The organism is Bradyrhizobium sp. ISRA430 (assembly GCF_029909975.1).
Taxonomy (GTDB): Bacteria; Pseudomonadota; Alphaproteobacteria; order Rhizobiales; family Xanthobacteraceae; genus Bradyrhizobium.
In genome coordinates, this window is the sequence record NZ_CP094516.1 from 245,017 (window position 1) to 265,943 (window position 20,927).

Here is a 20,927-nt window from a genome sequence, read left to right on the forward strand (position 1 = left end):
GCGCGTGAAAAGAAACTGTCATAGTCTCTAACGCGCACTAACCAACGCCTGACTTAAAACTGTCATAATCGCCCTTTGCGCGGAACGATCGCACGCTTTTTACATGCCGTTAAGTGGGCCTGCATTGGATGCGGCGGGAAGTTGCGTTGGGGACGATGATGAGTGCCGCAAAGAAAGCGCCGGGGAAATCGGCCACCGAGATGTTCGACGACATGCCGGTGCTTCAGCGCAAATGGCGTGCTGCGCTGCGCCCGGGCGAGCGGCTTCCGCGCTACGAGGATGTGATGCTCGGCAGCCTTGGGCGGCTCGCCGACCATATCGCACTCCTGAAGGGCGACGGCGCGCTCGAACTGTCGCGCAGCGGACGCTACGTGCAGAAATGGCTCGGCGACGAGCGCTGGGACATTCCGGTCACGGAGCTGGCGCCGGACTGCGCCACCGCACTGTCGGAAGCGGTGGCGAGCGCGCTCGAGAACGGGCGGCCGTATCAGGCAAGCGCGCATTGTGTCCGCGACGGCATGGTCAGGACCTACGACGTGCTGGCGCTGCCGACCGCCTCGCGCTGGGGCGCGACGTTGGTCGGTGCCTATGTCAACGAGCGCGGCGCTCAATACAATCTTCTCGACGCGATCTTCTCGTCGACCGACGACGCGGTGGTGTCGCTGGCGACGCTGCGCGACGCTCATGGCCAGCCGTTCGATCTGCAGGTCGTCCATCACAACAGGAGCGCGGAGCTGCTGCTGAACGTCGCGAACCGCGGCCTGTTGTGGCGCCGTATCAAGGAGAGCGGAACGCTGCTGGCCTCAAGCGAGATCATGGCAATCCTGTTTGCGGCGGTCTCCGGCGGCCGCAGCGAGCAGCTCGAGATCGAGGCGGATGGCCGCCATCTGCGCCTGAGCGCCACTGCCTTCGCCGATATCGTCTCGCTGACGATCTCCGACGTCACGGCGCTGAAGCGGCGCGACGCCTCGTTCCGCTTGCTGTTCGACAACAACCCGATGCCGATGTGGGTGTTCGACGCGGAGACGAAGAAATTTCTCGGCGTCAACGACGCCGCGGTCCAACACTACGGCTACAGCCGCGCCACCTTCCTGCGCATGACGCTGCCCGAGATCTGGCCGCAGGACGAGTGGGACAGCCACGCCGAAGCGCTCGAACGCATCGGCGATGCCTATCACTCCTCGCGCAACTGGCGGCATCTCCGCGCCGACGGCAGCGAGATCGAGGTCCTGACCTTCGGCCGCCGCGTCACCTTCAATGATCGCGATGGCTATCTGGTCGCGGTGGTCGATATCACCGAGCGGCGCAAGGCCGAGGCTCGCATCGCCCACATGGCGCACCATGACGGACTCACGGACCTGCCGAACCGCGAATATTTCCAGGACCGCTTGCGGCAGGCGCTCGACCAGTCCGGCGGCAAGCGGGTCGGCGTGCTCTGCATCGATCTCGACCTGTTCAAGAACGTCAACGATTCCTTCGGCCATCCCGTCGGCGACCGCCTGCTGAAGCAGGTCGCCGAGCGGCTCGCAACGGCGATCCGCGGCCCCAACCTTGCCGCGCGGCTCGGTGGTGACGAGTTCGCGGTGATCTTGGCGGCGGACGTCTCGCCGAACGAGGCCAGCGCCTGCGCCACGCTGCTGATCGAGATGCTGAGCGCGCCCTATGACGTCGACGGGCTCGAGACGGTGATCGGCGCGAGCATCGGCATCGCGTTGTCGCCGGGTGACGGCGCGACGTCGGAGGAATTGCTGCGCAATGCCGACATGGCGCTGTACCGCGCAAAGTCGGACGGCGGCGGCGTACACCATTTCTTCGAGCGGGAGATGGACCTCCAGGCGCAGAAGCGGCGAGATATGGAAGTCGATCTGCGCCGTGCCTTCGCCAATGGCGAGTTCGAGCTGCACTACCAGCCGCTGGTGTCGATCGCATCCGATCGCATCTCCGGCTTCGAGTCGCTCCTGCGCTGGCGCCATCCGGACAAGGGCATGATCTCGCCGGCGGAATTCATCCCCGTCGCCGAGGACATCGGCCTGATCACCCAGCTCGGCGAATGGGTGCTGCGCGAAGCCTGCGCCGAGGCGGTGAAATGGCCTGTTGACGTCAAGGTCGCCGTCAATCTGTCGCCCGCGCAATTCCGCAGCCGCAATCTGGTTCAGGTCGTGATCTCGGCCTTGGCGCAGTCCGGCCTGTCGCCGCGGCGGCTCGAGCTCGAGATCACCGAGTCGATCTTCCTCGCCGAGACCGATGCCAATCTCGCGATCCTGCACCAGTTGCGCGAGCTCGGCGTCGGCATCTCCATGGACGATTTCGGCACCGGCTATTCGAGCCTCAGCTACCTGCGCAGCTTCCCCTTCGACAAGATCAAGATCGACCGCTCCTTCGTCAAAGACCTCGCGCAGCGTCCCGATTGCGGTGCGATCGTGCGCGCCATCTCGGGACTCGGACGCAGCCTCAACATCACGACGACCGCCGAAGGCGTCGAGACCGAGGACCAGCTCGACTGGCTGCGCGCGGAAGGCTGCAACGAGGTGCAGGGTTTTCTGTTCAGCGCGGCGCGGCCTGCCGCCGAAATCGCCAAGCTGCTCACCGAGTTCGGCCAGCGCGCCTCACGGGCGGCGTAGTTCGGGAGGATAACAGTCGTAGACGAGGGCCTTGAAGGCAGGCGTGATGCGGCCGCGCTCGTTCTGGGTCTGCTGCATCATGATGTAGACCATGTCGAGCTTGGGATCGACGCCGAAATAGGTGCCGCTGCCCGAGTCCCACTTCAATTCGCCGATCGAGCCCGGCGGCGGCGGCTTCGCGTTGCCGGGATCGGTGCGCACCGCAAGGCCGTAGCCGTAGCCGAAACCGTCGCCCGGGAAATAGAAATAGTCGCGCCCGACGCCGGAGCCCGGCCCGATGTGATCGGTCGTCATGTCCTTGAACGCAGCCGGGCTCAGGTAGCGCTTGCTCTCGAACTCGCCGCCGTTGAGCAGCATCTGCGCGAAGCGCTGATAGTCGGTGATGGTCGAGAGCAGGCCGCCGCCGCCGGATTGCCATTCGGGATGGTCGAGGCGTTCGCGCTCGGCGGCGAGCAGGATGTGGTCGCTCGGCAGCGGACGCGCCATCCGCGCAAGCTCCTCCTCTGTCGCCAGCACGAACTTGGTGCTGCTCATGCCGAGCGGATCCAAGATGTGCTGCTTCAGGAAGTCGTAGAGCCTCTGTCCGGAAATCACCTCGATGACGCGGCCGAGCACGTCGGTCGAGTGACCGTAGCGCCACAGCGTCCCTGGCTGGCGCGCCAGCGGCAGGCGCGCGATGCGCTCGGCGAATTCCCTATTGTCGAACTGGCCCTCGAAGATATTGGCCGCCTTATAGGCCTGCTCGACCCATTTGCCGCCGATATAGTCGTAGCTGATCCCCGAGGTGTGCCGCATCAGATCCTGGATGCTCACGGGACGGTTCGGCGGCACGAGATCCAGCGCCAGCTTGCCGTCGGGCTTGGTGACCTCCAGCCCCACTTTGGTATCGGCAAAGGACGGGATGTATTTCGACACGGGATCGGCGAGCGCGAGCTTGCCGGCATCGATCAGCATCATCGCCCCGAGGCTCGTGATCGGCTTGGTCATCGAGTGGATGGCGAAGATCGTGTCGGTCGTCATGGCAAGACCGGTCCGGACATCGCGCACGCCAAATGTCTTCAGATAGACCGGCTTGCCATGCTGCTGGACCAGGATCACGGCGCCCGGCAGCCGGCCGCTCGTCACCTCATTGTCGAAGAACGCCGTGATACGGTCGAGCTGTTCGGGAGCAGGGGAGGGGACGCTGGAGGCGCGCCCGCGCGCCATCGTGCCGGCCAGCAGTGCCGCTCCGACGAGAAATTCACGCCGCTTCATCCGGGCTTCCTCCCTCGCCGGGATCAAAGCCGCAAGACGCTCAAGGCGTCAACAAGACATCGATTAGAATCGGGTCACGATCTCCGACAGGGCGGGGCGAGGGCGGTCCTCGCTCGGCTTGGTCGGCTTGCCGATATGCACGAAGCCGATGAGCTTTTCGTCCGGCTTGAGGCCAAGCCCGTCCATCACGTCGCGATCGAAGGCGAACCAGCCAGTCAGCCAGCAGGCGCCGTAGCCGAGCGCCGTCGCCGCCGTGAGAATGTTCATGGCGCTGGCGCCCGCTGACAATTCCTGCTCCCACCCCGGCACCTTCGGATGCGGCTTGGTGAAGCTGACGATGCCGATCACCAGCGGGGCGTCTGTGAGCCGCTTCCGCTCGATCTCGATGTCGGCCGCCGCCGCCCCGGGATTCTTCCGGGCGAAAACCTTGGCAATCACCTCGCCGGCGCGCGCACGTGCGTCGCCCTCGAAGATGATGAAGCGCCACGGCGCGAGCTTGCCGTGGTCGGGCACGCGCGCACCGATGGTCAAGATGGTCTCGAGCTCGGCCGGCGAGGGGCCGGGCCCTATCATCTCGCGCGGCTTGACCGAGCGGCGGGTCTTCAGGAGTTCGATGGCGTCCGGCACTTGCGGTATCCTCTTCGGCTGGTCGTCGGGCGTGCAATCCCGAGATAGGCATGCACGCCCGCAACCGAAAGCCGGTTTAGATCGATTAAAGGGATCAGACCGCACCCCGCGCCCGCCGGACGTCCGGCGGGGTCGCCTCGTCGAGGAGCGCGGCGAGCGCCTCCTGCGTCGTCATCACCTTCTGTCCCTCGCTGCCGAGCCGGCGGACGGAGACCGAGTGCGTCTCGGCCTCTTTCTTGCCGACCACGAGCAGCGCCGGGATCTTGGCCAGCGAGTGCTCGCGGACCTTGTAGTTGATCTTCTCGTTGCGCAGATCGATCTCGACCCGCAAGCCAGCGCGCCGCGCCTGTTCCACCACCTGCTTGGCGTATTCGTCGGCCTCGGAGGTGATGGTGGTGACCACCACCTGCACCGGCGACAGCCAGAGCGGGAAGTTGCCGGCATAGTGCTCGATCAGGATGCCGATGTAGCGCTCCATCGAGCCGCAGATCGCGCGATGCACCATCACCGGCGGTTTCTTGCCGCCGTCATGGTCGATGTAGAACGCGCCGAACCGCTCCGGCAGGTTGAAGTCGACCTGCGTGGTGCCGCACTGCCAGTCGCGGCCAATGGCGTCGCGCAGCACGTATTCGAACTTCGGCCCGTAGAAGGCGCCTTCGCCCGGATTGATCTCGGTCTTGATGTGGTTGTTCTGCGACTGGATCTCGCGCAGCACGGTGGCCATCACGCGCTCGGCGTGGTCCCACATCGCGTCCGTGCCGACGCGCTTGTCCGGCCGGGTCGACAGCTTGACGGTGAGATCGCCGGTGAAGCCGAAGTCCGCATAGGTCGACAGGATGAGATCGTTGATCTTCAGGCATTCGTCGGCGAGCTGATCCTCGGTGCAGAAGATGTGCGCGTCGTCCTGGGTGAAGCCGCGCACGCGCATCAACCCGTGCATGGCGCCCGACGGCTCGTAGCGGTGTACCACGCCGAACTCGGCGAGGCGCAGGGGCAGGTCGCGGTAGCTCTTCAGTCCATGCTTGAAGATCTGCACGTGGCCGGGACAGTTCATCGGCTTCAGCGCGAACCAGCGCTTGTCCTCGGCTTCGTCGCCGGCGGACTGCGCCGCGAACATGTTCTCGCGGTACCAGCCCCAGTGGCCGGAGGTCTCCCACAGGACCTTGTCGAGGATCTGCGGCGCGTTGACCTCGCTGTAGTCGCCGGTCAGGCGTCGGCGCATATAGGCGATGAGCTGCTGGAAGATGGTCCAGCCCTTGGGGTGCCAGAACACGACGCCCGGACCTTCCTCCTGGAAGTGGAAGAGATCGAGCTCGCGTCCGAGCTTGCGATGGTCGCGCTTCTCGGCCTCCTCGATCTGCCTGAGGTAGGCGTCGAGATCCTCCTGCTTGGCAAACGCCGTGCCGTAGATGCGGGTCAGCATCGGATTGTTGGAATCGCCGCGCCAATAAGCGCCGGCCACCTTCATCAATTTGAAGGCGTTTCCGATCTTGCCGGTCGAGGTCATGTGCGGGCCGCGACACAGATCGAACCAGTCGCCCTGGAAATAGATCTTGATCGGCTCGTCGCCGGGAATGGCGTCGACCAGCTCGACCTTGAAGGCCTCGCCCTTGTCGCGGAACACCTGCTTGGTCTTCTCGCGATCCCAGACCTCCTTGGTGAAGGGTTTGTCGCGCGCGATGATCTCGCGCATCTTCTTCTCGATCGCCGCGAAGTCTTCAGGAGTGAACGGCTCGTTGCGGAAGAAGTCGTAATAGAAGCCGTTCTCGATCACCGGGCCGATCGTGACCTGGGTGCCCGGCCACAGCGATTGCACGGCCTCCGCCAGCACGTGTGCGCAGTCGTGGCGGATCAGCTCGAGCGCGCGGGGATCCTCACGGCCGATCAGCTCGATCCTGGCATCCTCCTCGATTGGATCGTTGAGGTCGGCGAGCTCGCCGTCGAGCGCCATCGCCACCGTGCGCTTGGCCAGCGACGGCGAGATGCCCTTGGCGATATCGAGGCCGGTGATGCTCTTCTCGAATTGGCGCTGGGCGCCGTCAGGAAAGGTGAGGGTGACTTTGGCAGCGGGGGTCACGGGCTTCAGGTTGCTGAGGCTGTACTGGAAGCCGGATTCGGACTTGTGCTGGTCGGACATTGCTTTTCTCCTGAGGCTCACTCCTGCGAACGAGCGCAGGTAAGCGGGAACGAGCGATATATCAGGCGATTCGGCCCGTGCAATCGGGCATTTCCAAGAAAATGGACGCGTGAACCGTGGGTCTTGCACCAACTATTTCGCGGCACGCCCTTTAACTCGCTGCTGGCGTCCGCTACATGCACCTGCATGCAAAGTGCCCCCGCCGCCCGCCGTTTCGCGCCGACCGCCCTGATGCTTGGAAATATCGTCACCGGCTGCTCGGTGCTGGCGCCGGCGGGGATGCTGCCGGAATTGGCGGCGGGGCTTGACGTCAGTGTCCATGCGGCCGGCCTTCTGATCACCTTCGGTGCGATCACGCTGTGCATCGGCTCGCCGCTGACGGCCTGGCTGACCAGCCGCATCGAACGGCGAATGCTGCTCACCCTGACACTTGCGCTGCTTGCCGCGGGCAATCTGGCCTCGGCGTTTGCCTCCGACTATGCGAGCCTGCTCGCCATCCGCCTGGTGATGCTCGCGGTCGGCGCGCTCTATACGCCGCAGGCCGCCGGCACCGCCGCACTGATCGTGCCGGTCGAAAAGCGCGGCAGCACCATCGCATACGTCTTTCTCGGCTGGTCGCTTGCCGCCGCCGTTGGTCTGCCGCTGATCACCTTCATCGCCAGCCGCTACGGCTGGCGCGCGGCCTATGGCGAGATCGGCGTGCTCGGCTGTGTCAGCTTCCTGTTGTTGCTGCTGCGCCTGCCCGCAGGCTTAAGAGGCGCGCGGGTGGACCTGAAGACCTGGAGTGAGGTCGGCCGCAACCGGACGATCGTGCTGCTGCTTGCGATCACCATGCTGCAGATGTCCGGGCAGTTCGTAGTGTTCACCTTCATGGGACCGCTGCTCACAAAGCTGACCGGTGCAAGCCCTGATGCGATCGGCCTGGTGTTTGCTCTCTACGGCGTCTGCGGTTTCCTCGGTGTCGCCGTCGCCAGCCGGATTGTCGACACTTGGGGGCCCTATCGAACTTCGGTGTTGTTCACCTGCCTGCTGCTCACGGGCATTGCGGGATGGGCGTTGAGTGCCGGCAGCTATGTGATGATGGCCATTTCGGTCGCGATCTGGGGACTGGGCTTTGCCTCGACCAATTCGATGCAGCAGGTGCGGCTGGTTGCGGCAGCGCCGCCGCTCGCCTCGGCAACCGTCGCGCTCAACACCTCGGTCCTCTACATCGGCCAGGCCATCGGCTCCGCCGTCGGCGGGCTCCTGTTTGCCGGCGAACTGCTGCACACGCTCGGCTTCGTGGCCGTCGGCTTCGTCGGCCTGGCGCTGAGCCTGGTCGCGCTGACCCGGCCACGGCCCGCCGCTGCGCCGGCCTAGTCCTTGCGTTTTCGTGTGCGCAAGGCGCTTGGCAAACCGCGCGGGAGAGCGCTAGAAGGCGAGGCATGGGGACCAAAGAGGGTTGACTGAGATGAGGATGATTTTGGCGGTTGCCGCGGTGCTCTATTCAGCGTCCGCGTTTGCGCAAACCGACAAGCCACCGATGGTCGGGGACAAGCCACTGGTGCAGGTCCAGTCCAAGGGGACCAAGCCGGCGGCCACCACCGCGGCGGCGCCGAAGGGCAAGCCGCAGTCGGTCGCGGTGCGGCTCCAGGCCTGCCTCGACATCGACGACGGCACCAAGGACCGCCTCAACTGCTACGACGCGGTGATCCCGCCGGTGCCGAAGCCGAAGCCCGCGAAGGCCAAGGGCGTCGCCGATTGCCGCTTCCTCAAGGAAGAGGACGAGCGGCTGGCCTGCTTCAACGGTTTTGCCGAGAGCATTCCGAAGCTGCCCAAGACCTAAGGTTCACGAGACCTGAGTTTCAAGAGACCTGATGCCGGCGCTCAGTCGCTCAGCCGGCTCAGCACCGCCCGGAAGGCAACGCCCGGCACTTGCAGTGCGCTGCCTTCGAACTCGGCCGTGTCGCCGTCCTCACGGCCGGTGAGCGTCAGGGTGATCCTGTCGGTCCCGAACAGCGGCTTGAAAGACGGATCGTCGTTGTAGCGCTCGGTCGAGATCTTGACCTTGATGCCGTCGCCTTCGCCCGTATAGGTGCCGATGAAGGCGAAGGCGGAATTGCCGCCCCGCATCTTGCCGTCGCTTACATAGACTACGCCACAGCCGGTGCCGTGAACCGTATGGAAGTCGACCTTATAGAGCCCCTGACGCACTGTCCGTCCCCGCAGCATTCCAGTTCCGATTCCGGGCGCACGTTATGGCCGCCGTTGGCGGAAACAATCCGGAGAAGCGCTGATAGGTTCGCCCATCAACATCACACTTTGATCAACGCGTGGAGGAATCGAAGACAGCGCAGCAGGACACTGGCGCTGGCGCTGTGCGGCCTAGCGGCTCGATGCGGATGAATTGGTCGCTACAACACGTGTCAGCGCCAGCGATGGCGTTTCGGACATCTTGACCAGCACGTCCTTGAGCGGATTGCGTGTCCAGGCGTGGGTCACATAATCGCGATGGGTGATGCCGTCGCCGGTTTCGACGAATATCACGCTGCCGGGACGCAGCGGACCGTCCATGGCCTCGGAGACGCTGATGCCCTTCTGACGCAGCATGCTCATCAGCTCGCGGTCGCGCCGGGCGGTGTAATGGGTGTAGGAGCTGACGAAGAAGCCGGAGCGATGGCTCTCGATCCACGACGCGAACTTGTCGAGCTCGCCATAGACGGCATCGAGCAGCACGACGCCGCGAACGCGGTCGCTGATGCCGCCCACCTCGAGGCTCCAGGCGGTGGGCAGGAAGCCGCCGCTGTAGCCGACGATGACGATTGGCATGTTGGCGAAGGCGCGTGCGCTGCTGGGATCGCCGGTGAGGCGGGCAAGATGCTCGGCCGACTCCGCGATGAAGCGCTTGAGACCGCCGGGCTGCCAGAACTTGCCGGCGCTGGAGTCGGCGGCATCGACGGCCATCTGCGGTGCGAGGAGCACGGCGTTGGCGCCGGAATCGGTGATCTGCTGCGGCACAAGCTGCCGGTCGCGCACGTCGCGCGCCAACGTCGCGCCGTTGCCATGGAAGAACACCACGATCACGCCCGGCCTGCGCACGTCGAAATGCTCGGGGACATGCACCAGCACGCGGCTGTCGCTGTAGGTCTCGTCCTGCCAGTAGACCCGTCCCGAATAGCTGCGATGGCCGCGCCGGTCGCCCTTGGAGATGTTCAGGAACGGTGCGTCAGAGGCGGGGTTGTTGCCGAAATACGGAAAGGCCGACGATTTCATGCTGACCAGCGTCGTCAAGTCTTCGCGCTGTGGACGCTGATACGGAACCTGCGGCTCGAGCGACGCCACCTTGTAGGGCGGCTGCTCCGGCTCTTGCTGTACGGCGCGCTTGGGCGAGAAGTCCGACATCTGCCGCTGCAGGAAACTCTCGCTCACGGACGGGAAGCGATCCCTGAACTGCGGGCCAGGGAAGCGATCGTCGAACGTGTCGCCGCTTGCGACCTTGGTCTTGGCGACAACCTGTGGGTTGGCCTGCGAGTTCGCCGCGAGCGCCGCGGGATTGGGCGCGTTGCCGCATTGAACCAGCGTCAGCGAAAGCGTTGTCAAGGCTGAGATCAGGCCGATCCGGAGCGCACGAGCGTACACACCGGACGTCGTCCGGTGCGCACGCGCGTCAACTCTCAGTTTCGGAACGGCCCCGACCATCCACCCATGACCCCGATCCAGCGGCTTGAGGCTAATTGAGCCGACTGGCGTTTAGGTGACGTTAAGTGTCCGGAGAAACTTTCCCCACATCCGGAACGCCGCAAAGGACCATGCAATCGTGTCGTGATTGTGGGAGGGAAAGGCTGATTTGGCGGGCCTCAGGCGCGTTATTGCCCGGAAAGGTGCATGAAAGGTGGTTGGATACCGAGTTGGGCCGCCTCATTTAACCCTTGTTAACCCTGCTTGAATTGACTGGACCGGACTGCACGATGCGCCCACGAGGGCGACGCCTGAGGTTAAGAACCCCGATGACGGCATCAGATGCGGGAACTGCGCCCTGGACTGGCCGCCTGACTGAAGGTGGGGCCGGGGTGTCCGCGCTGGTCGCGACCGCCATCGTCGTTGCGGACATGGTCGGGGTCGGCGTCTTCACCAGTCTCGGCTTCCAGGTCAAGGACATCCCGTCCGGCTTCTCGATCCTGCTGCTGTGGACCGTCGGCGGCATCGTCGCGTTGTGTGGCGTATTCTCCTACAGCGAGCTCGGCGCGATGTTTCCGCGCTCGAGCGGCGAATACAACTTCCTCGGCCGCGCCTATCATCCCGCCTTCGGCTTTCTCGCGGGCTGGGTCTCGGCGACGGTGGGCTTTGCGGCACCGGTCGCGCTTGCGGCCATGGCCTTCGGCGAATATGCGAAATCGGTCTTCCCCGATCTGCCGCCGATGCCGCTCGCCATCGGCGTGGTTTGGCTGGTCTCGATCGTACAGCTCACCGGCGTCAGGCATTCCTCGACCTTTCAGTTGATCGCGACCATCCTGAAGGTCGTGCTGATCGTCGCGTTCCTGGTCGCCGGTTTCGTCATGGGCGCGCCGCAGCCGATCTCCTTCACGCCGCAAGCTGGCGACCTTGCCCACATCGTCAGCGCGCCCTTCGCGATCGGGCTCGTGTTCGTGATGTATTCGTTCTCGGGCTGGAATGCCGCGACCTACATCATCGGCGAGATGCGCACGCCGCAGCAGAGCCTGCCGCGTGCGCTGCTTGCTGGCACGCTGATCGTGTTGCTGCTGTATGTCGCGCTCAACGCGGTGTTTCTCTATTCAACGCCAATCGATGTGCTTGCGGGCCAGCTCGACGTCGCGAGCATTGCCGGCAGCGCCATCTTCGGCGGCATCGGCGGCCGGATCGTCGGCGCGATGATCTGCGTCGGCCTGATCTCCTCCATCAGCGCGATGATGTGGATCGGCCCGCGCGTGATGATGACGATGGGTGAGGACATCCCGGCCTTGCGCGTGTTCTCGCGGCGGTCGGCGAGCGGCGCACCGGCCTATGCCATCCTGTTTCAGCTCGCGGTCGCCAACCTGCTCCTGTTCACGCGCAGCTTCGAGGCCGTGCTGGACTTCATCCAGTTCGCGCTGCTGTTCTGTTCGTTCTTCACCGTCGCAGGCGTCATCAAGCTGCGCATCACCGATCCCGACCTGCCGCGCCCCTATCGCGCCTGGGGATACCCGTTCACGCCGCTGCTTTTCCTGCTCGTGACCGCCTTCATGATGTACTACCTGTCGATGGAGCGGCCGCTACAGTCGCTTTCGGGGATGCTCGTCATGCTCACGGGCCTGTTGATTTACGCTGTTTTCCGCAGGCGGCCGGCCGCCGCTGCCCCTTCATCACATCGCGAATAGACATGTTTCGATCCTTGAAGATTGCGGCCGTTGCTCTTGCTCTGTCGTTCGCGGGCGCTCCCTTCGCGCGCGCCGCCGACGTGACCTTTGACGACACGGCGCGTTTCCTCGCAGGCATGCAGCCTTCGGCGGACTCGCCCCTTCTGCCATTGACGAGGGATCCTGTCTGGCAGCACCACGCAAAATTCTTCGACGGTGCCTTCGCCCAGCTCGAGCAGCGGCAATTGTCGAGGATCCGCAACTGGGCCGAGGTCAATCTTGCCGCGCCGAGGCCGACCATGTTCTACATGTTCAGCGGCCCGGACTTCCTCTACGCCGACGCCTTCTATTCCAAGGCGAGCACCTATGTGCTCGGCGCGCTCGAGCCGGTCGGCGCGGTGCCCGATCTGGCGAAACTGCCGCGCGGTTCGGTCGGTGCCGCGCTCTACAGCGTCGAGCGCTCGCTGAGCTCGATCCTGAGCTTTTCCTTCTTCATCACCAAGCACATGAAGGTCGACCTGCACGCCAACCAGGTCCACGGCACCTTGCCGATCCTCTACGTCTTCCTCGCACGCTCGGGCAAGACCATTCGCAACGTCGAGATGGTGGTGCTCGACGACAAGGGCGGGATGCATACGGGCAACGACAATCCGGGACCTAAGGCCACCCGCGGCATCCGCATCACCTTCGTCGGCAGCGACGGCGAGGTCCGCACGCTCTATTATTTCTCGACCGATCTCTCCAATCCCAGCGCGCGCGCAACGGGATTCCTGAAATTCTGCCAGACGCTCGGGCCCGGCAACAGCCTGCTCAAGAGCGCGTCCTATCTCCTGCATTCCGGCAACTTCACCACGGTGCGCGACTGGCTGCTCGCCAACAGCGCGACCATCATCCAGGACGATTCCGGGATACCGCTTGCGAACTACAATGCGCGGCAATGGCGGTTCTTCCCGTTCGGCCGGTATCTCGGACCGATCGACGAATTTCCCGGCCGCTACCAGGAGCGCTACGCCGAATTGTTCACGCGCGCCCAGCCGATCGATTTCGGCATCGGCTATCGCTGGCGCACGCATGAATCAAACTTGCTGCTGTCGGTGAAGGTGCCGGGAGGTGAGGCCGTGCCGGCGGCGGAGGCGACGTCATCCGCAGAGCCGTCCCCGAAGCCGCCGCGCCCGAAGCGGCTGCGTCCACCCGAGCCGATCCCGCCGCCTGGTCGCTTCTTCTGGTTCCGTTAGTCGCTACCAGTGCACGCTCTGGCTCGGCACGATGAACGCCGTTGTGCTCGGCGGCATGGAAAAGCTCGTCGCCAAGTACCAGCCTGAGCCCAGCACGAGCACCAAAAGCGCGATGATGGCGAGCAGGTCGAGGGTTCTGGGATCGTGGCCCCTCGGGCTAATTCGAAGATGCGAACCAAGGTTGAAATGAAAATGAGGGCTGATTTTCCAGCGCATTGTTGTTTCCTCCCGTGGGAGTATCAAATCAACGCGAGCGGAAAGTTCCGGTTCCGGTCGGAGCAGCGATGCACAAAGCACCGCAATAAAATCAGGAGGCGTTGACGCCGCGCCAGCGGCCGTAGCGCCAGGGCAGGTACCAACGCGCGCCTTCGGGTGCGGTGAGCGGCACGCGATCGATGCCTGAAGTGCCGAAGGGATGACAGCGCAACAAACGCGCGATCGTCATCCAGCCACCGGCCCAGAGTCCGAAGCGTTCAATCGCCTCGTCGCCGTAGACGGAGCAGGTCGGCAGGTGCCGGCAATTGTAACCGACCAATGGCGACAGCGTGTGCCGGTAAAGCCAGATCAGCGCACGGCCAAAATTGCGTGGGAGTCGCAGGAGTGAACCGGCAATTGTGGAACCGACCTCTGATGCTGAATGCTTCATGATGATGTGCGCCCGGCCGCAAACCTATGCCTCGAGCTGCGCGGTTCCTACGCACGGAACAGCAACATGTTGCGCGCGTGCCATATTTTGCCTGTTTTTAGGGAGCAGTGCAGCAAGTCCATATGGACGATCTGTATTCCCCCGGATACCATTTTTGTGACAGCCGTGGGATAGGACATACGTCTGTATGATGGACTCATCGGGCGCGAAGCGGGGATAACTCGCGCAATATCGGGGCTTGGGGAAGGAACCATTTTGAGACTCCTGAAGTCGCTTGATCTTCGCGGTTGGTTGGTCGTGGGAACCGCTGCTTGTTGCGTTGCGCTGGCGGGCGCGGTCGCGACCTTCACCTCTACTGCAAACGCCGGCGCTGCGCTTGAAGAGCGCAAACTGCCGATGAAGTTCAATTGGGTCGCATGCGAGCCGAACTGTCGCGGCTGGGTCAGCGCGGTCGGCATCATCACGGCGGATACGCCGAAGGCCTTCGAGGATTTCGCGCGCGGGCGCCAGCTTGGCGGGATGACCGTCGTCCTCGACTCCAGCGGTGGTTCGGTCAATGACGCGATCACGCTCGGCCGACGTTTCCGCAACCTCGGCGTCATGACCACTGTCGGCATCACGCAGCAGAACCGTGGCGGGCAGGGGGCTCGTCCGGCGGTCGCGCCCGAGGCCTACTGCGAATCCATGTGCGTGTTCCTGCTGCTGGCCGGCAAGAAGCGTTACGTGCCCGAGACTGCGCATGTACGAGTCCATCAGATCTGGATGGGCGATCGCGCCGACGACGCCAAGGCGGCGAGCTACAGCGCGCAGGATCTTATGATCGTGGAGCGCGACATCGGCCGGCTCGCCAAATACACCTTCGACATGGGCGGCGCCGGCGATTTGCTGTCGCTCGCATTGAATGTGCCGCCGTGGGAAGACCTGCACGAGCTCGACGCTGGCGAGCTGAAGCTCACCAATCTCGTGACGACTGACCTGGTGGCCGACGTGCTGCCGAACGTCAACGTCTCGGCGCCCGCGATGGCCGACCTTGCACCAAAGTCGCAGGAGAGGTTCGGCGAGGAACCGGGGCAGCCGCATCCGGCCAAGTCGACCAAGACGGCGGAAGCGTCGGTGCCGACCGGTGCCGCGCCGGTGGCGGCGTCGCAGAAGTAAGATTCTCCTGGTCATTCCGGGGCGTCGCGAAGCGGCGAACCCGGAATCCGGAGATTGCGGCGCGAGATTCCGGGCGTCGCGCTGGTGCGCCCGGAATGACATCAAGAGAGACTCAGCCCTGCGCGGCGGCCGGCTGCTTGGCTTTGGCCTCGATCTGGCCGATGGCATCGACGACGGCATCGAAGGTCAGCAGCGTCGAAGCGTGACGCGCCTTGTAGTCGCGGACCGGCTCGAGGAACTTGATCTCGGCCCATTTTCCGTCCGGCGGCGCGCCGTTCTCCTTCAGCATCTTGCGAACGGTTTCGCGTAACTCACGGAGTTCGCTCGCAGTCGAGCCGACGACGTGACTTGCCATGATGGATGAGGAGGCTTGGCCGAGCGCGCAGGCCTTCACGTCGTGGGCGAAGTCGGTGACGGTGTCGCCATCCATCTTCAGGTCTACCTTGACGGTCGAGCCGCAAAGTTTGGAGTGCGCGGTGGCGGTCGCATCGGGGTCCGAAAGTCGCCCCAGGCGCGGAATATTTCCGGCCAGCTCGATGATCCGCTTGTTATAGATGTCGTTCAGCATGTGATGGAGTCCAGCACTTCCTCACCGGATCGGCCTTGGCGGGCGCCGTCCACGGTCCTATATAGGGGCGGAACTGGCGGAAAAACAGTCCAGCGGTTCGGCGGCGGTGATCCAGAATCCCGTGATCGACGTTAGGGCCGAGGACCTTTTGCGCCGAGATCGGTTGTTCTCTTCAGGCGTCCGGCGGTCCTGCCGCCCCGTCTGCCGGTGACACTCCGGCCGCAGGGCCGTCGAACGGAGTTGACATGGACGCATTGATCAAACCCATCCGCCCCAACAAGCCCGCCGACAAGCAGCCCGAGAGCCGCCCCGCGGAGCTCGATCCTTCCGAATTCCTTGCGGCCGCCGTCCGTGCCGACCAGCCGCGCCCCGCGCGCGCAGAGGCCGAGCAGGCGGTGAAGACGCTGCTCGCCTATATCGGCGAGAACACCCAACGCGAGGGTCTGCTGGACACGCCGCGACGCGTGGTCGAGGCCTTCGACGAGCTCTATCAGGGTTATCACCAGTGCCCGGCCGAGGTGCTCGACCGCACCTTCGGCGAGACCGCCGGCTATGACGACTTCGTGCTGGTGCGCGACATCGAGTTCACCTCGCAGTGTGAGCATCACATGATGCCGTTCTATGGCAAGGCGCACATCGCCTACACGCCGGTGGAGCGCGTCGTCGGCCTTTCGAAACTCGCGCGGCTCACCGACATCTTCGCGCGCCGGCTCCAGACCCAGGAGCACCTGACCGCCCAGATCGCGGCAGCGATCGACGAGATCCTCAAGCCCCGCGGCGTTGCCGTGCTGATCGAAGCCGAGCATACCTGCATGTCGGTGCGTGGCGTCGCCAAGCATGGCGCGATGACGTTCACCAGCCGCTTCACCGGCATGTTCCGCGACAATCCGGCGGAGCAGGCCCGCTTCCTATCCCTGGTGCGAGGCACGCAACGCTGAGCCTCGCGCGTAACTGGCGAGGGCTTCGTGTCCACCCACTCCCATGAGATTGAGGAAGGGCTCTCCTTCCAGCCCCGGTTCGACGCGGCCGGCCTCGTCACCTGTGTGGCGACGGACGCCGCGACCGGCGACGTGCTGATGGTCGCCCACATGAACGACGAGGCGCTCCGCAAGACGATAGCGACCGGCGAGGCCTGGTACTTCAGCCGCTCGCGCAACGCCTTATGGCGAAAAGGTGAGACATCGGGTCAGACCCAGCGCGTGGTCGAGATGCGGACCGATTGCGACCAGGACGCGGTTTGGCTTCGTGTCGAGCAGGTGGGCGCGGCCTGCCACACCGGCCGCAGGTCCTGCTTCTACCGCAAGGTCGAGGCCGAGCGGGCAGGCGCGAAGCTCGTCTTCGTTGAAGCCGAGCGGCTGTTCGATCCGAACGACGTCTATAAGAAATAGCTCTCCGGTCATTCCGAGGCGATGCGCCAGCATCGAACCCGGAATCCATCGCTAGACATTACGCGCGGCTGAGTGGATTCCGGGTTCATCGTTACGCGATGCCCCGGAATGACCGAGAGAGGTCTATTAACTCCGCATTAACCATACCTGTCCCACGGTGAGACGACAGGGCGCCGAATTGCCGGCGCTGCTCAACGCCGCGCGGAGCGGGCACTCCATCATGTCGGTCGACAACTCCAGTGCCATGCAGACGGCCGGTATCGATCCGTCGCGGGCGCGCGTCGCCGGCGCGATCAAGCAGGCCTCCAATCTCTCTGGCGTCAGCTTCGAATACATGCTGACCACCGCCAAGATGGAGTCGGATTTCAATCCGACCGCGGGCGCCACCACCTCGTCCGCGCACGGGCTCTATCAGTTCATCGACCAGACCTGGCTCGGCACGGTGAAGGAGGCTGGCGCCCAGCTCGGCTATGGCAGCTACGCCGACGCCATCACCAAGACCTTGTCCGGCAGCTACACCGTCGATGATCCCGTTCTGAAGCGGTCGATCATGGAGCTGCGCGATGATCCGGAGGCCGCTTCAAGCATGGCTGCGGCGCTGACGCAGTCCAACAGCTTCAAGCTCACCGGCCTGCTCGGGCGCCGGCCGTCCGACAGCGAACTCTACATGGCGCATTTCATGGGGGTCGGCGGTGCCGCCAAGCTGATCGCAAATGCCGAGGACAATCCGCAAGCGGTCGGCGCGCGCCTGTTCCCGAATGCGGCCGCCGCCAACCGCTCGATCTTCTACGCCCAAGACGGCCGCGCGCGCAGCATCTCCGAAGTCTATTCGGTGCTGAACTCGCGCTATGCGAGCGCGGCGAATTCAAAGGCGACGCGGAGCGCGATGGCGATGTATGGCGACACGCCGTCGATGACGCTGGTTGCGAGCACAAACGGTGTGCAGGCCACGCCCGTGATCGACAACGCTGCCTATCTCCAGACTTTCCCGGACACGCGCGCAGTGACGCCGGTCAGCGCAACATCGACAACGACGGTGGCTGACAATGCGCCGACCGCACCGGCGTTTCGCTCGATCTATCAGCCCGGCGACGCGACGCAGCCGGTCTCGACGACGGTGCAGAAATTGTGGGGCAACAATACCTCGCCGACCTCCGTTGCCTCGGCGATGCTGGAGGTGCGACCGCCGCAGCCGCTCGATCTCTTCAGCGATCGCAGCGGCACATTCTCAAGCTAGCATCTACTCTCATGTGCCGGACAAGGCGCAGCGCGCAAGCGATGCGCCGCCGAGCCGGACCCAGCTCGCGCGCGGAGAGTGGTGACAGGCGGTCTTTGTTCCCTTAACAAAACGTCAATAAAACCAGCCAGTTATGGTGAACGCTTTGTTAAGCGTCGTGGTTTATTTTGTCTTGCGGGTGACAAGCCGTCACCATTTTTCGTTGGTTGCGTAAGCCGGAAGGACCATGATCGTTCGGCAGTTCATCAGTTGGATCAGGACGGCGCCCGCTGGCGAGCGGGCAGAGGCAACGCGGGCCTTGGCCCGCGCCTGGTTGATTTCAGACCTTTCCCACGACGACCGCATTGCCGCCGAAGGCGCGCTGTTGATGCTGCTCGACGACCCGTCGCCCCTGGTACGCCGGGCGATGGCGGAAGCCTTCGCGCGCAGCGCCGAGGCGCCGGCGGCGATCGTGCGGGCGCTGTCGGCGGACCAACCGTCCGTCGCGCTGCCGGTGCTCGAACATTCCCCGCTGCTGATCGATGCCGATCTCGTCGACATCGTCGCCACCGGCAATGACGAGGTGCAATGCGCGATCGCGCGCCGCATCGCGCTGCCGGCCTCGGTCTGCGCCGCGATCGCCGAAGTCGGCTGCGCTGCCGCGGCCCTCGAGCTGATCGAAAACCCTTGTGCCGACCTCGCGCCGTTCTCCTGGGATCGCATCGTCGAGCGCCACGGCCATCTCGCCGCGATCCGCGAGGCGATGCTGGTGCTGGAGGATCTGCCGGCCGCGACGCGCGCAGCGCTCGTCGCAAAGCTGTCCGAGACGCTGGCGCAGTTCGTCGTGGCACGGAACTGGATCAGCGCCGACCGCGCCGGTCGCATGGCGACTGAGGCGCGCGACCGCTCCACCATGAACATCGCGGCGCGCTCGCGCGGCGAGGACATGCAGGGCCTGGTGCGGCATCTGCGCGTCACGGGGCAGCTTACGGCGGGCCTGATCCTGCGCGCGCTGTTGTCGAGCAATCTCGAACTGTTCGACGCGGCGCTCGCCGAATTGTCCGATCTGCCGCTGGCACGCGTCTCCGCGCTCCTGCACGACCGTCGCGGCAGCAGCCTGCACGCACTGCTCCGCCGCGCGGGCCTGCCGGAGGCGACCTTCGCGGCCTTCCATGCCGCGCTAGAGGCCTGCCACGAGAATGGCTTCGTCGATACCGACGCCGGAGCCGTGCGGCTCCGCCGGCGCATGGTCGAGCGCGTGCTCACCCATTGCGCGACGGATCGCGGTGCCACCGGGCCACTGCTGATCCTGCTGCGCCGCTTCGCAACCGAGTCGGCGCGCGAAGAAGCGCGGCTGTTCTGCGACGAGCTCGTCGCGGACGAGGCGATCGCGCCGATTTATGATGATCCGATCGCGGCGTAGTTCAACGCTGGCGATGGAGCCGGGCGGGACCCTCGAACTCCGTCATTGCGAGCGCAGCGAAGCAATCCAGACTGTTCCCGCGGAGGGTTCTGGATTGCTTCGCTGCGCTCGCAATGACGAGGGGAGAGTTAATCTCCCGGCACGATGCTCGGCGCCAGGATCGCTTCGAGATGCTCGGGACGATCGCGATTGACGTGGGTGAGATATTCGTCGGCGACCTTGCGCAGGCGGCGGCTGAGCTCGCCGGAGACGCTGAGGCTGTCGAGCCTGGTGTTCTCGTGCACGATCGCCGCGATGGCATTGATGTGGTGCGCGAACAGCTCCGCGGGGACCTTGGCGAGATCGGGCGCATGCTCGATGACCCGACACAGGCTCTCGGCGATTCCGGCCGCCGACGGGAAGCCGAACGTCGCGGCATCGCCCTTGATGTCGTGAGCAGCGCGGAACAGCTCTCCGCGCCGGGCGTCATCGAAGCCGTCTTGCTGGATGGCGGCCCAGGCGGCAGACAGCCGGTTGACCTCGCTCGTCATCCAGTCCTTGAACTCGCCGGAGAGGCCGGCCAGCGCCTGCTCGGCGCGCCCGACCGGATCGTCCATGTCCTTGGCCTCGACCCGACGCAGCACCTTGCGCAGCGGATTGGGCTGCGTGATCACGTGATGGGTGGCGAAGGCCTTGACCTCGATGTCCCTTGCGCTGTTCTTCGCCATGATCCCTGCCTCGCCTGAGACGTTGCGCTAGATGGAGGAGCGGGCCTTGTCGAGCAGCGAGGGCTGCTGGAGCACCTCGTGCTTCTCGCCGACGCGGCGCTCGGGACCCATATAGGCGGAGTTGATGTTGCGGCGGCGGTCGGGCCCGAAATAGGTCTTGGTCTTGATGAAGGGCCGGGGATTGGCGACCACGTTGAGGATGCGCTGATAGAGGGCCTTGGCCGAGATCGGCTTGGCAAGGAATTCGGTGACCCCGGCATCGCGCGCGACCGTGACCCGGCGCTTCTCTGAATGTCCCGTCAGCATGATGATCGGCGCGTAGGGGTTACCCTTGGATTCCGGCTGCCGGATCATCTGCGCAAGCTCGAGCCCGTCGAAGATCGGCATCGCCCAGTCGGTGATGACGATGTCGGGTACGTAATGGCTGTACATTTCGAGCGCGGTCGCGCCGTCCTCGGCCTCATAGACTTCACGCGCGCCGAAAGAATGCAGCAGCGTCCGCAGGATGCGGCGCATGTGCGGATTGTCGTCACAGACGAGGAAGCGCAGCTTGTTGAAGTCGATGCGGAACATGACGCCCGGGCCAAAGCGGTCAACCTTCGTTAACCATATCGTGC

At 64.6% G+C, this 20,927-nt stretch carries 20 protein-coding genes; 10 read left to right on the forward strand and 10 right to left on the reverse strand.

Annotated elements, in window-relative coordinates:
* The first annotated feature begins 158 nt into the window (after positions 1–158).
* Positions 159–2,621 (forward strand): EAL domain-containing protein, encoded by a 2,463-nt coding sequence (locus MTX21_RS01265; RefSeq protein WP_280970139.1) that lies wholly within the window; start codon positions 159–161, stop codon positions 2,619–2,621.
* Here the strand turns inward: MTX21_RS01265 and MTX21_RS01270 are convergent.
* The 3 genes from MTX21_RS01270 to thrS form a co-directional block, all read right to left on the reverse strand.
* Entirely contained in the window at positions 2,607–3,875 is a 1,269-nt protein-coding gene (locus MTX21_RS01270) for a serine hydrolase domain-containing protein (RefSeq protein WP_280970140.1), read from the reverse strand. The two genes, MTX21_RS01265 and MTX21_RS01270, sit on opposite strands and share 15 nt — an antisense overlap.
* Before the next feature lie 63 nt (positions 3,876–3,938).
* Positions 3,939–4,502: a nitroreductase gene (locus tag MTX21_RS01275; protein WP_280970141.1), complete on the reverse strand. Its 564-nt coding sequence runs from the start codon at positions 4,500–4,502 to the stop codon at positions 3,939–3,941.
* A 94-nt stretch (positions 4,503–4,596) separates the two neighbouring features.
* Positions 4,597–6,639, reverse strand: a complete 2,043-nt coding sequence (gene thrS, locus MTX21_RS01280) for a threonine--tRNA ligase (protein WP_280970142.1) — start codon at positions 6,637–6,639, stop codon at positions 4,597–4,599.
* Between the two features lie 186 nt (positions 6,640–6,825).
* Between thrS and MTX21_RS01285 the strand changes: the two genes are divergently transcribed.
* Positions 6,826–7,998: an MFS transporter gene (locus MTX21_RS01285; RefSeq protein ID WP_280970143.1), complete on the forward strand. Its 1,173-nt coding sequence runs from the start codon at positions 6,826–6,828 to the stop codon at positions 7,996–7,998.
* A 91-nt stretch (positions 7,999–8,089) separates the two neighbouring features.
* Positions 8,090–8,464, forward strand: a complete 375-nt coding sequence (locus MTX21_RS01290) for a hypothetical protein (protein WP_280970144.1) — start codon at positions 8,090–8,092, stop codon at positions 8,462–8,464.
* Positions 8,465–8,505: 41 nt separating this feature from the next.
* Here the strand turns inward: MTX21_RS01290 and MTX21_RS01295 are convergent, their stop codons facing one another.
* A complete protein-coding gene (locus tag MTX21_RS01295; protein ID WP_280970145.1) occupies positions 8,506–8,850 on the reverse strand; it encodes a GrlR family regulatory protein in 345 nt (114 codons plus the stop codon).
* Between the two features lie 153 nt (positions 8,851–9,003).
* Positions 9,004–10,317, reverse strand: coding sequence for an alpha/beta hydrolase (locus MTX21_RS01300; RefSeq protein ID WP_280970146.1), 1,314 nt, complete (start codon positions 10,315–10,317; stop codon positions 9,004–9,006).
* A gap of 308 nt (positions 10,318–10,625) precedes the next feature.
* Between MTX21_RS01300 and MTX21_RS01305 the strand changes: the two genes are divergently transcribed.
* Both MTX21_RS01305 and MTX21_RS01310 read left to right on the forward strand, forming a co-directional pair.
* Positions 10,626–11,993, forward strand: a complete 1,368-nt coding sequence (locus MTX21_RS01305) for an amino acid permease (RefSeq protein ID WP_280970147.1) — start codon at positions 10,626–10,628, stop codon at positions 11,991–11,993.
* Between the two features lie 2 nt (positions 11,994–11,995).
* Complete coding sequence (locus MTX21_RS01310) at positions 11,996–13,207, forward strand: hypothetical protein (protein WP_280970148.1); 1,212 nt, start codon at positions 11,996–11,998, stop codon at positions 13,205–13,207.
* A 3-nt stretch (positions 13,208–13,210) separates the two neighbouring features.
* Here MTX21_RS01310 and MTX21_RS01315 read toward each other — a convergent pair whose 3' ends face one another.
* Both MTX21_RS01315 and yidD read right to left on the reverse strand, forming a co-directional pair.
* Positions 13,211–13,423 carry a hypothetical protein gene (locus tag MTX21_RS01315; protein ID WP_280970149.1) on the reverse strand — a complete coding sequence of 71 codons (213 nt, stop codon included), beginning with the start codon at positions 13,421–13,423 and terminating at the stop codon, positions 13,211–13,213.
* Positions 13,424–13,514: 91 nt separating this feature from the next.
* Complete coding sequence (gene yidD, locus MTX21_RS01320) at positions 13,515–13,853, reverse strand: membrane protein insertion efficiency factor YidD (RefSeq protein ID WP_280970150.1); 339 nt, start codon at positions 13,851–13,853, stop codon at positions 13,515–13,517.
* Between the two features lie 255 nt (positions 13,854–14,108).
* Between yidD and MTX21_RS01325 the strand changes: the two genes are divergently transcribed.
* Positions 14,109–15,008, forward strand: a complete 900-nt coding sequence (locus MTX21_RS01325; RefSeq protein ID WP_280970151.1) for a hypothetical protein — start codon at positions 14,109–14,111, stop codon at positions 15,006–15,008.
* 112 nt (positions 15,009–15,120) lie between these two features.
* Here MTX21_RS01325 and MTX21_RS01330 read toward each other — a convergent pair whose 3' ends face one another.
* Positions 15,121–15,576 carry an iron-sulfur cluster assembly scaffold protein gene (locus MTX21_RS01330; RefSeq protein WP_063702939.1) on the reverse strand — a complete coding sequence of 152 codons (456 nt, stop codon included), beginning with the start codon at positions 15,574–15,576 and terminating at the stop codon, positions 15,121–15,123.
* A 245-nt stretch (positions 15,577–15,821) separates the two neighbouring features.
* Here MTX21_RS01330 and folE point away from each other — a divergent pair, with 245 nt between their 5' ends.
* From folE to MTX21_RS01350, 4 genes are all read left to right on the forward strand, one after another.
* Positions 15,822–16,514, forward strand: a complete 693-nt coding sequence (folE, locus tag MTX21_RS01335; protein WP_280970152.1) for a GTP cyclohydrolase I FolE — start codon at positions 15,822–15,824, stop codon at positions 16,512–16,514.
* Positions 16,515–16,541: 27 nt separating this feature from the next.
* A complete protein-coding gene (gene hisI / locus MTX21_RS01340; protein WP_280970153.1) occupies positions 16,542–16,964 on the forward strand; it encodes a phosphoribosyl-AMP cyclohydrolase in 423 nt (140 codons plus the stop codon).
* A gap of 220 nt (positions 16,965–17,184) precedes the next feature.
* Positions 17,185–18,201: a lytic transglycosylase domain-containing protein gene (locus MTX21_RS01345; protein WP_280970154.1), complete on the forward strand. Its 1,017-nt coding sequence runs from the start codon at positions 17,185–17,187 to the stop codon at positions 18,199–18,201.
* Between the two features lie 226 nt (positions 18,202–18,427).
* The gene (locus MTX21_RS01350) at positions 18,428–19,603 is read left to right on the forward strand and encodes a DUF2336 domain-containing protein (RefSeq protein WP_280970155.1); all 1,176 of its coding nucleotides are present in this window, start codon (positions 18,428–18,430) and stop codon (positions 19,601–19,603) included.
* Positions 19,604–19,731: 128 nt separating this feature from the next.
* Here the strand turns inward: MTX21_RS01350 and MTX21_RS01355 are convergent, their stop codons facing one another.
* On the reverse strand, positions 19,732–20,310 hold the full coding sequence (locus MTX21_RS01355; RefSeq protein WP_280970156.1) for an Hpt domain-containing protein: 579 nt from the start codon (positions 20,308–20,310) through the stop codon (positions 19,732–19,734).
* Positions 20,311–20,337: 27 nt separating this feature from the next.
* Positions 20,338–20,883 carry a response regulator gene (locus MTX21_RS01360; RefSeq protein WP_280970157.1) on the reverse strand — a complete coding sequence of 182 codons (546 nt, stop codon included), beginning with the start codon at positions 20,881–20,883 and terminating at the stop codon, positions 20,338–20,340.
* Positions 20,884–20,927 lie beyond the last annotated feature (44 nt).

Coding starts and splice junctions, on each gene's coding strand:
- MTX21_RS01265 (WP_280970139.1), top strand. CDS start 159: ATGAGTGCCGCAAAGAAAGCGCCGGGGAAATCGGCCACCGAGATGTTC.
- MTX21_RS01270 (WP_280970140.1), bottom strand. CDS start 3,875: ATGAAGCGGCGTGAATTTCTCGTCGGAGCGGCACTGCTGGCCGGCACG.
- thrS (WP_280970142.1), bottom strand. CDS start 6,639: ATGTCCGACCAGCACAAGTCCGAATCCGGCTTCCAGTACAGCCTCAGC.
- MTX21_RS01285 (WP_280970143.1), top strand. CDS start 6,826: ATGCAAAGTGCCCCCGCCGCCCGCCGTTTCGCGCCGACCGCCCTGATG.
- MTX21_RS01290 (WP_280970144.1), top strand. CDS start 8,090: ATGAGGATGATTTTGGCGGTTGCCGCGGTGCTCTATTCAGCGTCCGCG.
- MTX21_RS01295 (WP_280970145.1), bottom strand. CDS start 8,850: ATGCTGCGGGGACGGACAGTGCGTCAGGGGCTCTATAAGGTCGACTTC.
- MTX21_RS01300 (WP_280970146.1), bottom strand. CDS start 10,317: ATGGTCGGGGCCGTTCCGAAACTGAGAGTTGACGCGCGTGCGCACCGG.
- MTX21_RS01305 (WP_280970147.1), top strand. CDS start 10,626: ATGACGGCATCAGATGCGGGAACTGCGCCCTGGACTGGCCGCCTGACT.
- MTX21_RS01310 (WP_280970148.1), top strand. CDS start 11,996: ATGTTTCGATCCTTGAAGATTGCGGCCGTTGCTCTTGCTCTGTCGTTC.
- MTX21_RS01315 (WP_280970149.1), bottom strand. CDS start 13,423: ATGCGCTGGAAAATCAGCCCTCATTTTCATTTCAACCTTGGTTCGCAT.
- yidD (WP_280970150.1), bottom strand. CDS start 13,853: ATGAAGCATTCAGCATCAGAGGTCGGTTCCACAATTGCCGGTTCACTC.
- MTX21_RS01330 (WP_063702939.1), bottom strand. CDS start 15,576: ATGCTGAACGACATCTATAACAAGCGGATCATCGAGCTGGCCGGAAAT.
- folE (WP_280970152.1), top strand. CDS start 15,822: ATGGACGCATTGATCAAACCCATCCGCCCCAACAAGCCCGCCGACAAG.
- MTX21_RS01345 (WP_280970154.1), top strand. CDS start 17,185: ATGTCGGTCGACAACTCCAGTGCCATGCAGACGGCCGGTATCGATCCG.
- MTX21_RS01350 (WP_280970155.1), top strand. CDS start 18,428: ATGATCGTTCGGCAGTTCATCAGTTGGATCAGGACGGCGCCCGCTGGC.
- MTX21_RS01355 (WP_280970156.1), bottom strand. CDS start 20,310: ATGGCGAAGAACAGCGCAAGGGACATCGAGGTCAAGGCCTTCGCCACC.
- MTX21_RS01360 (WP_280970157.1), bottom strand. CDS start 20,883: ATGTTCCGCATCGACTTCAACAAGCTGCGCTTCCTCGTCTGTGACGAC.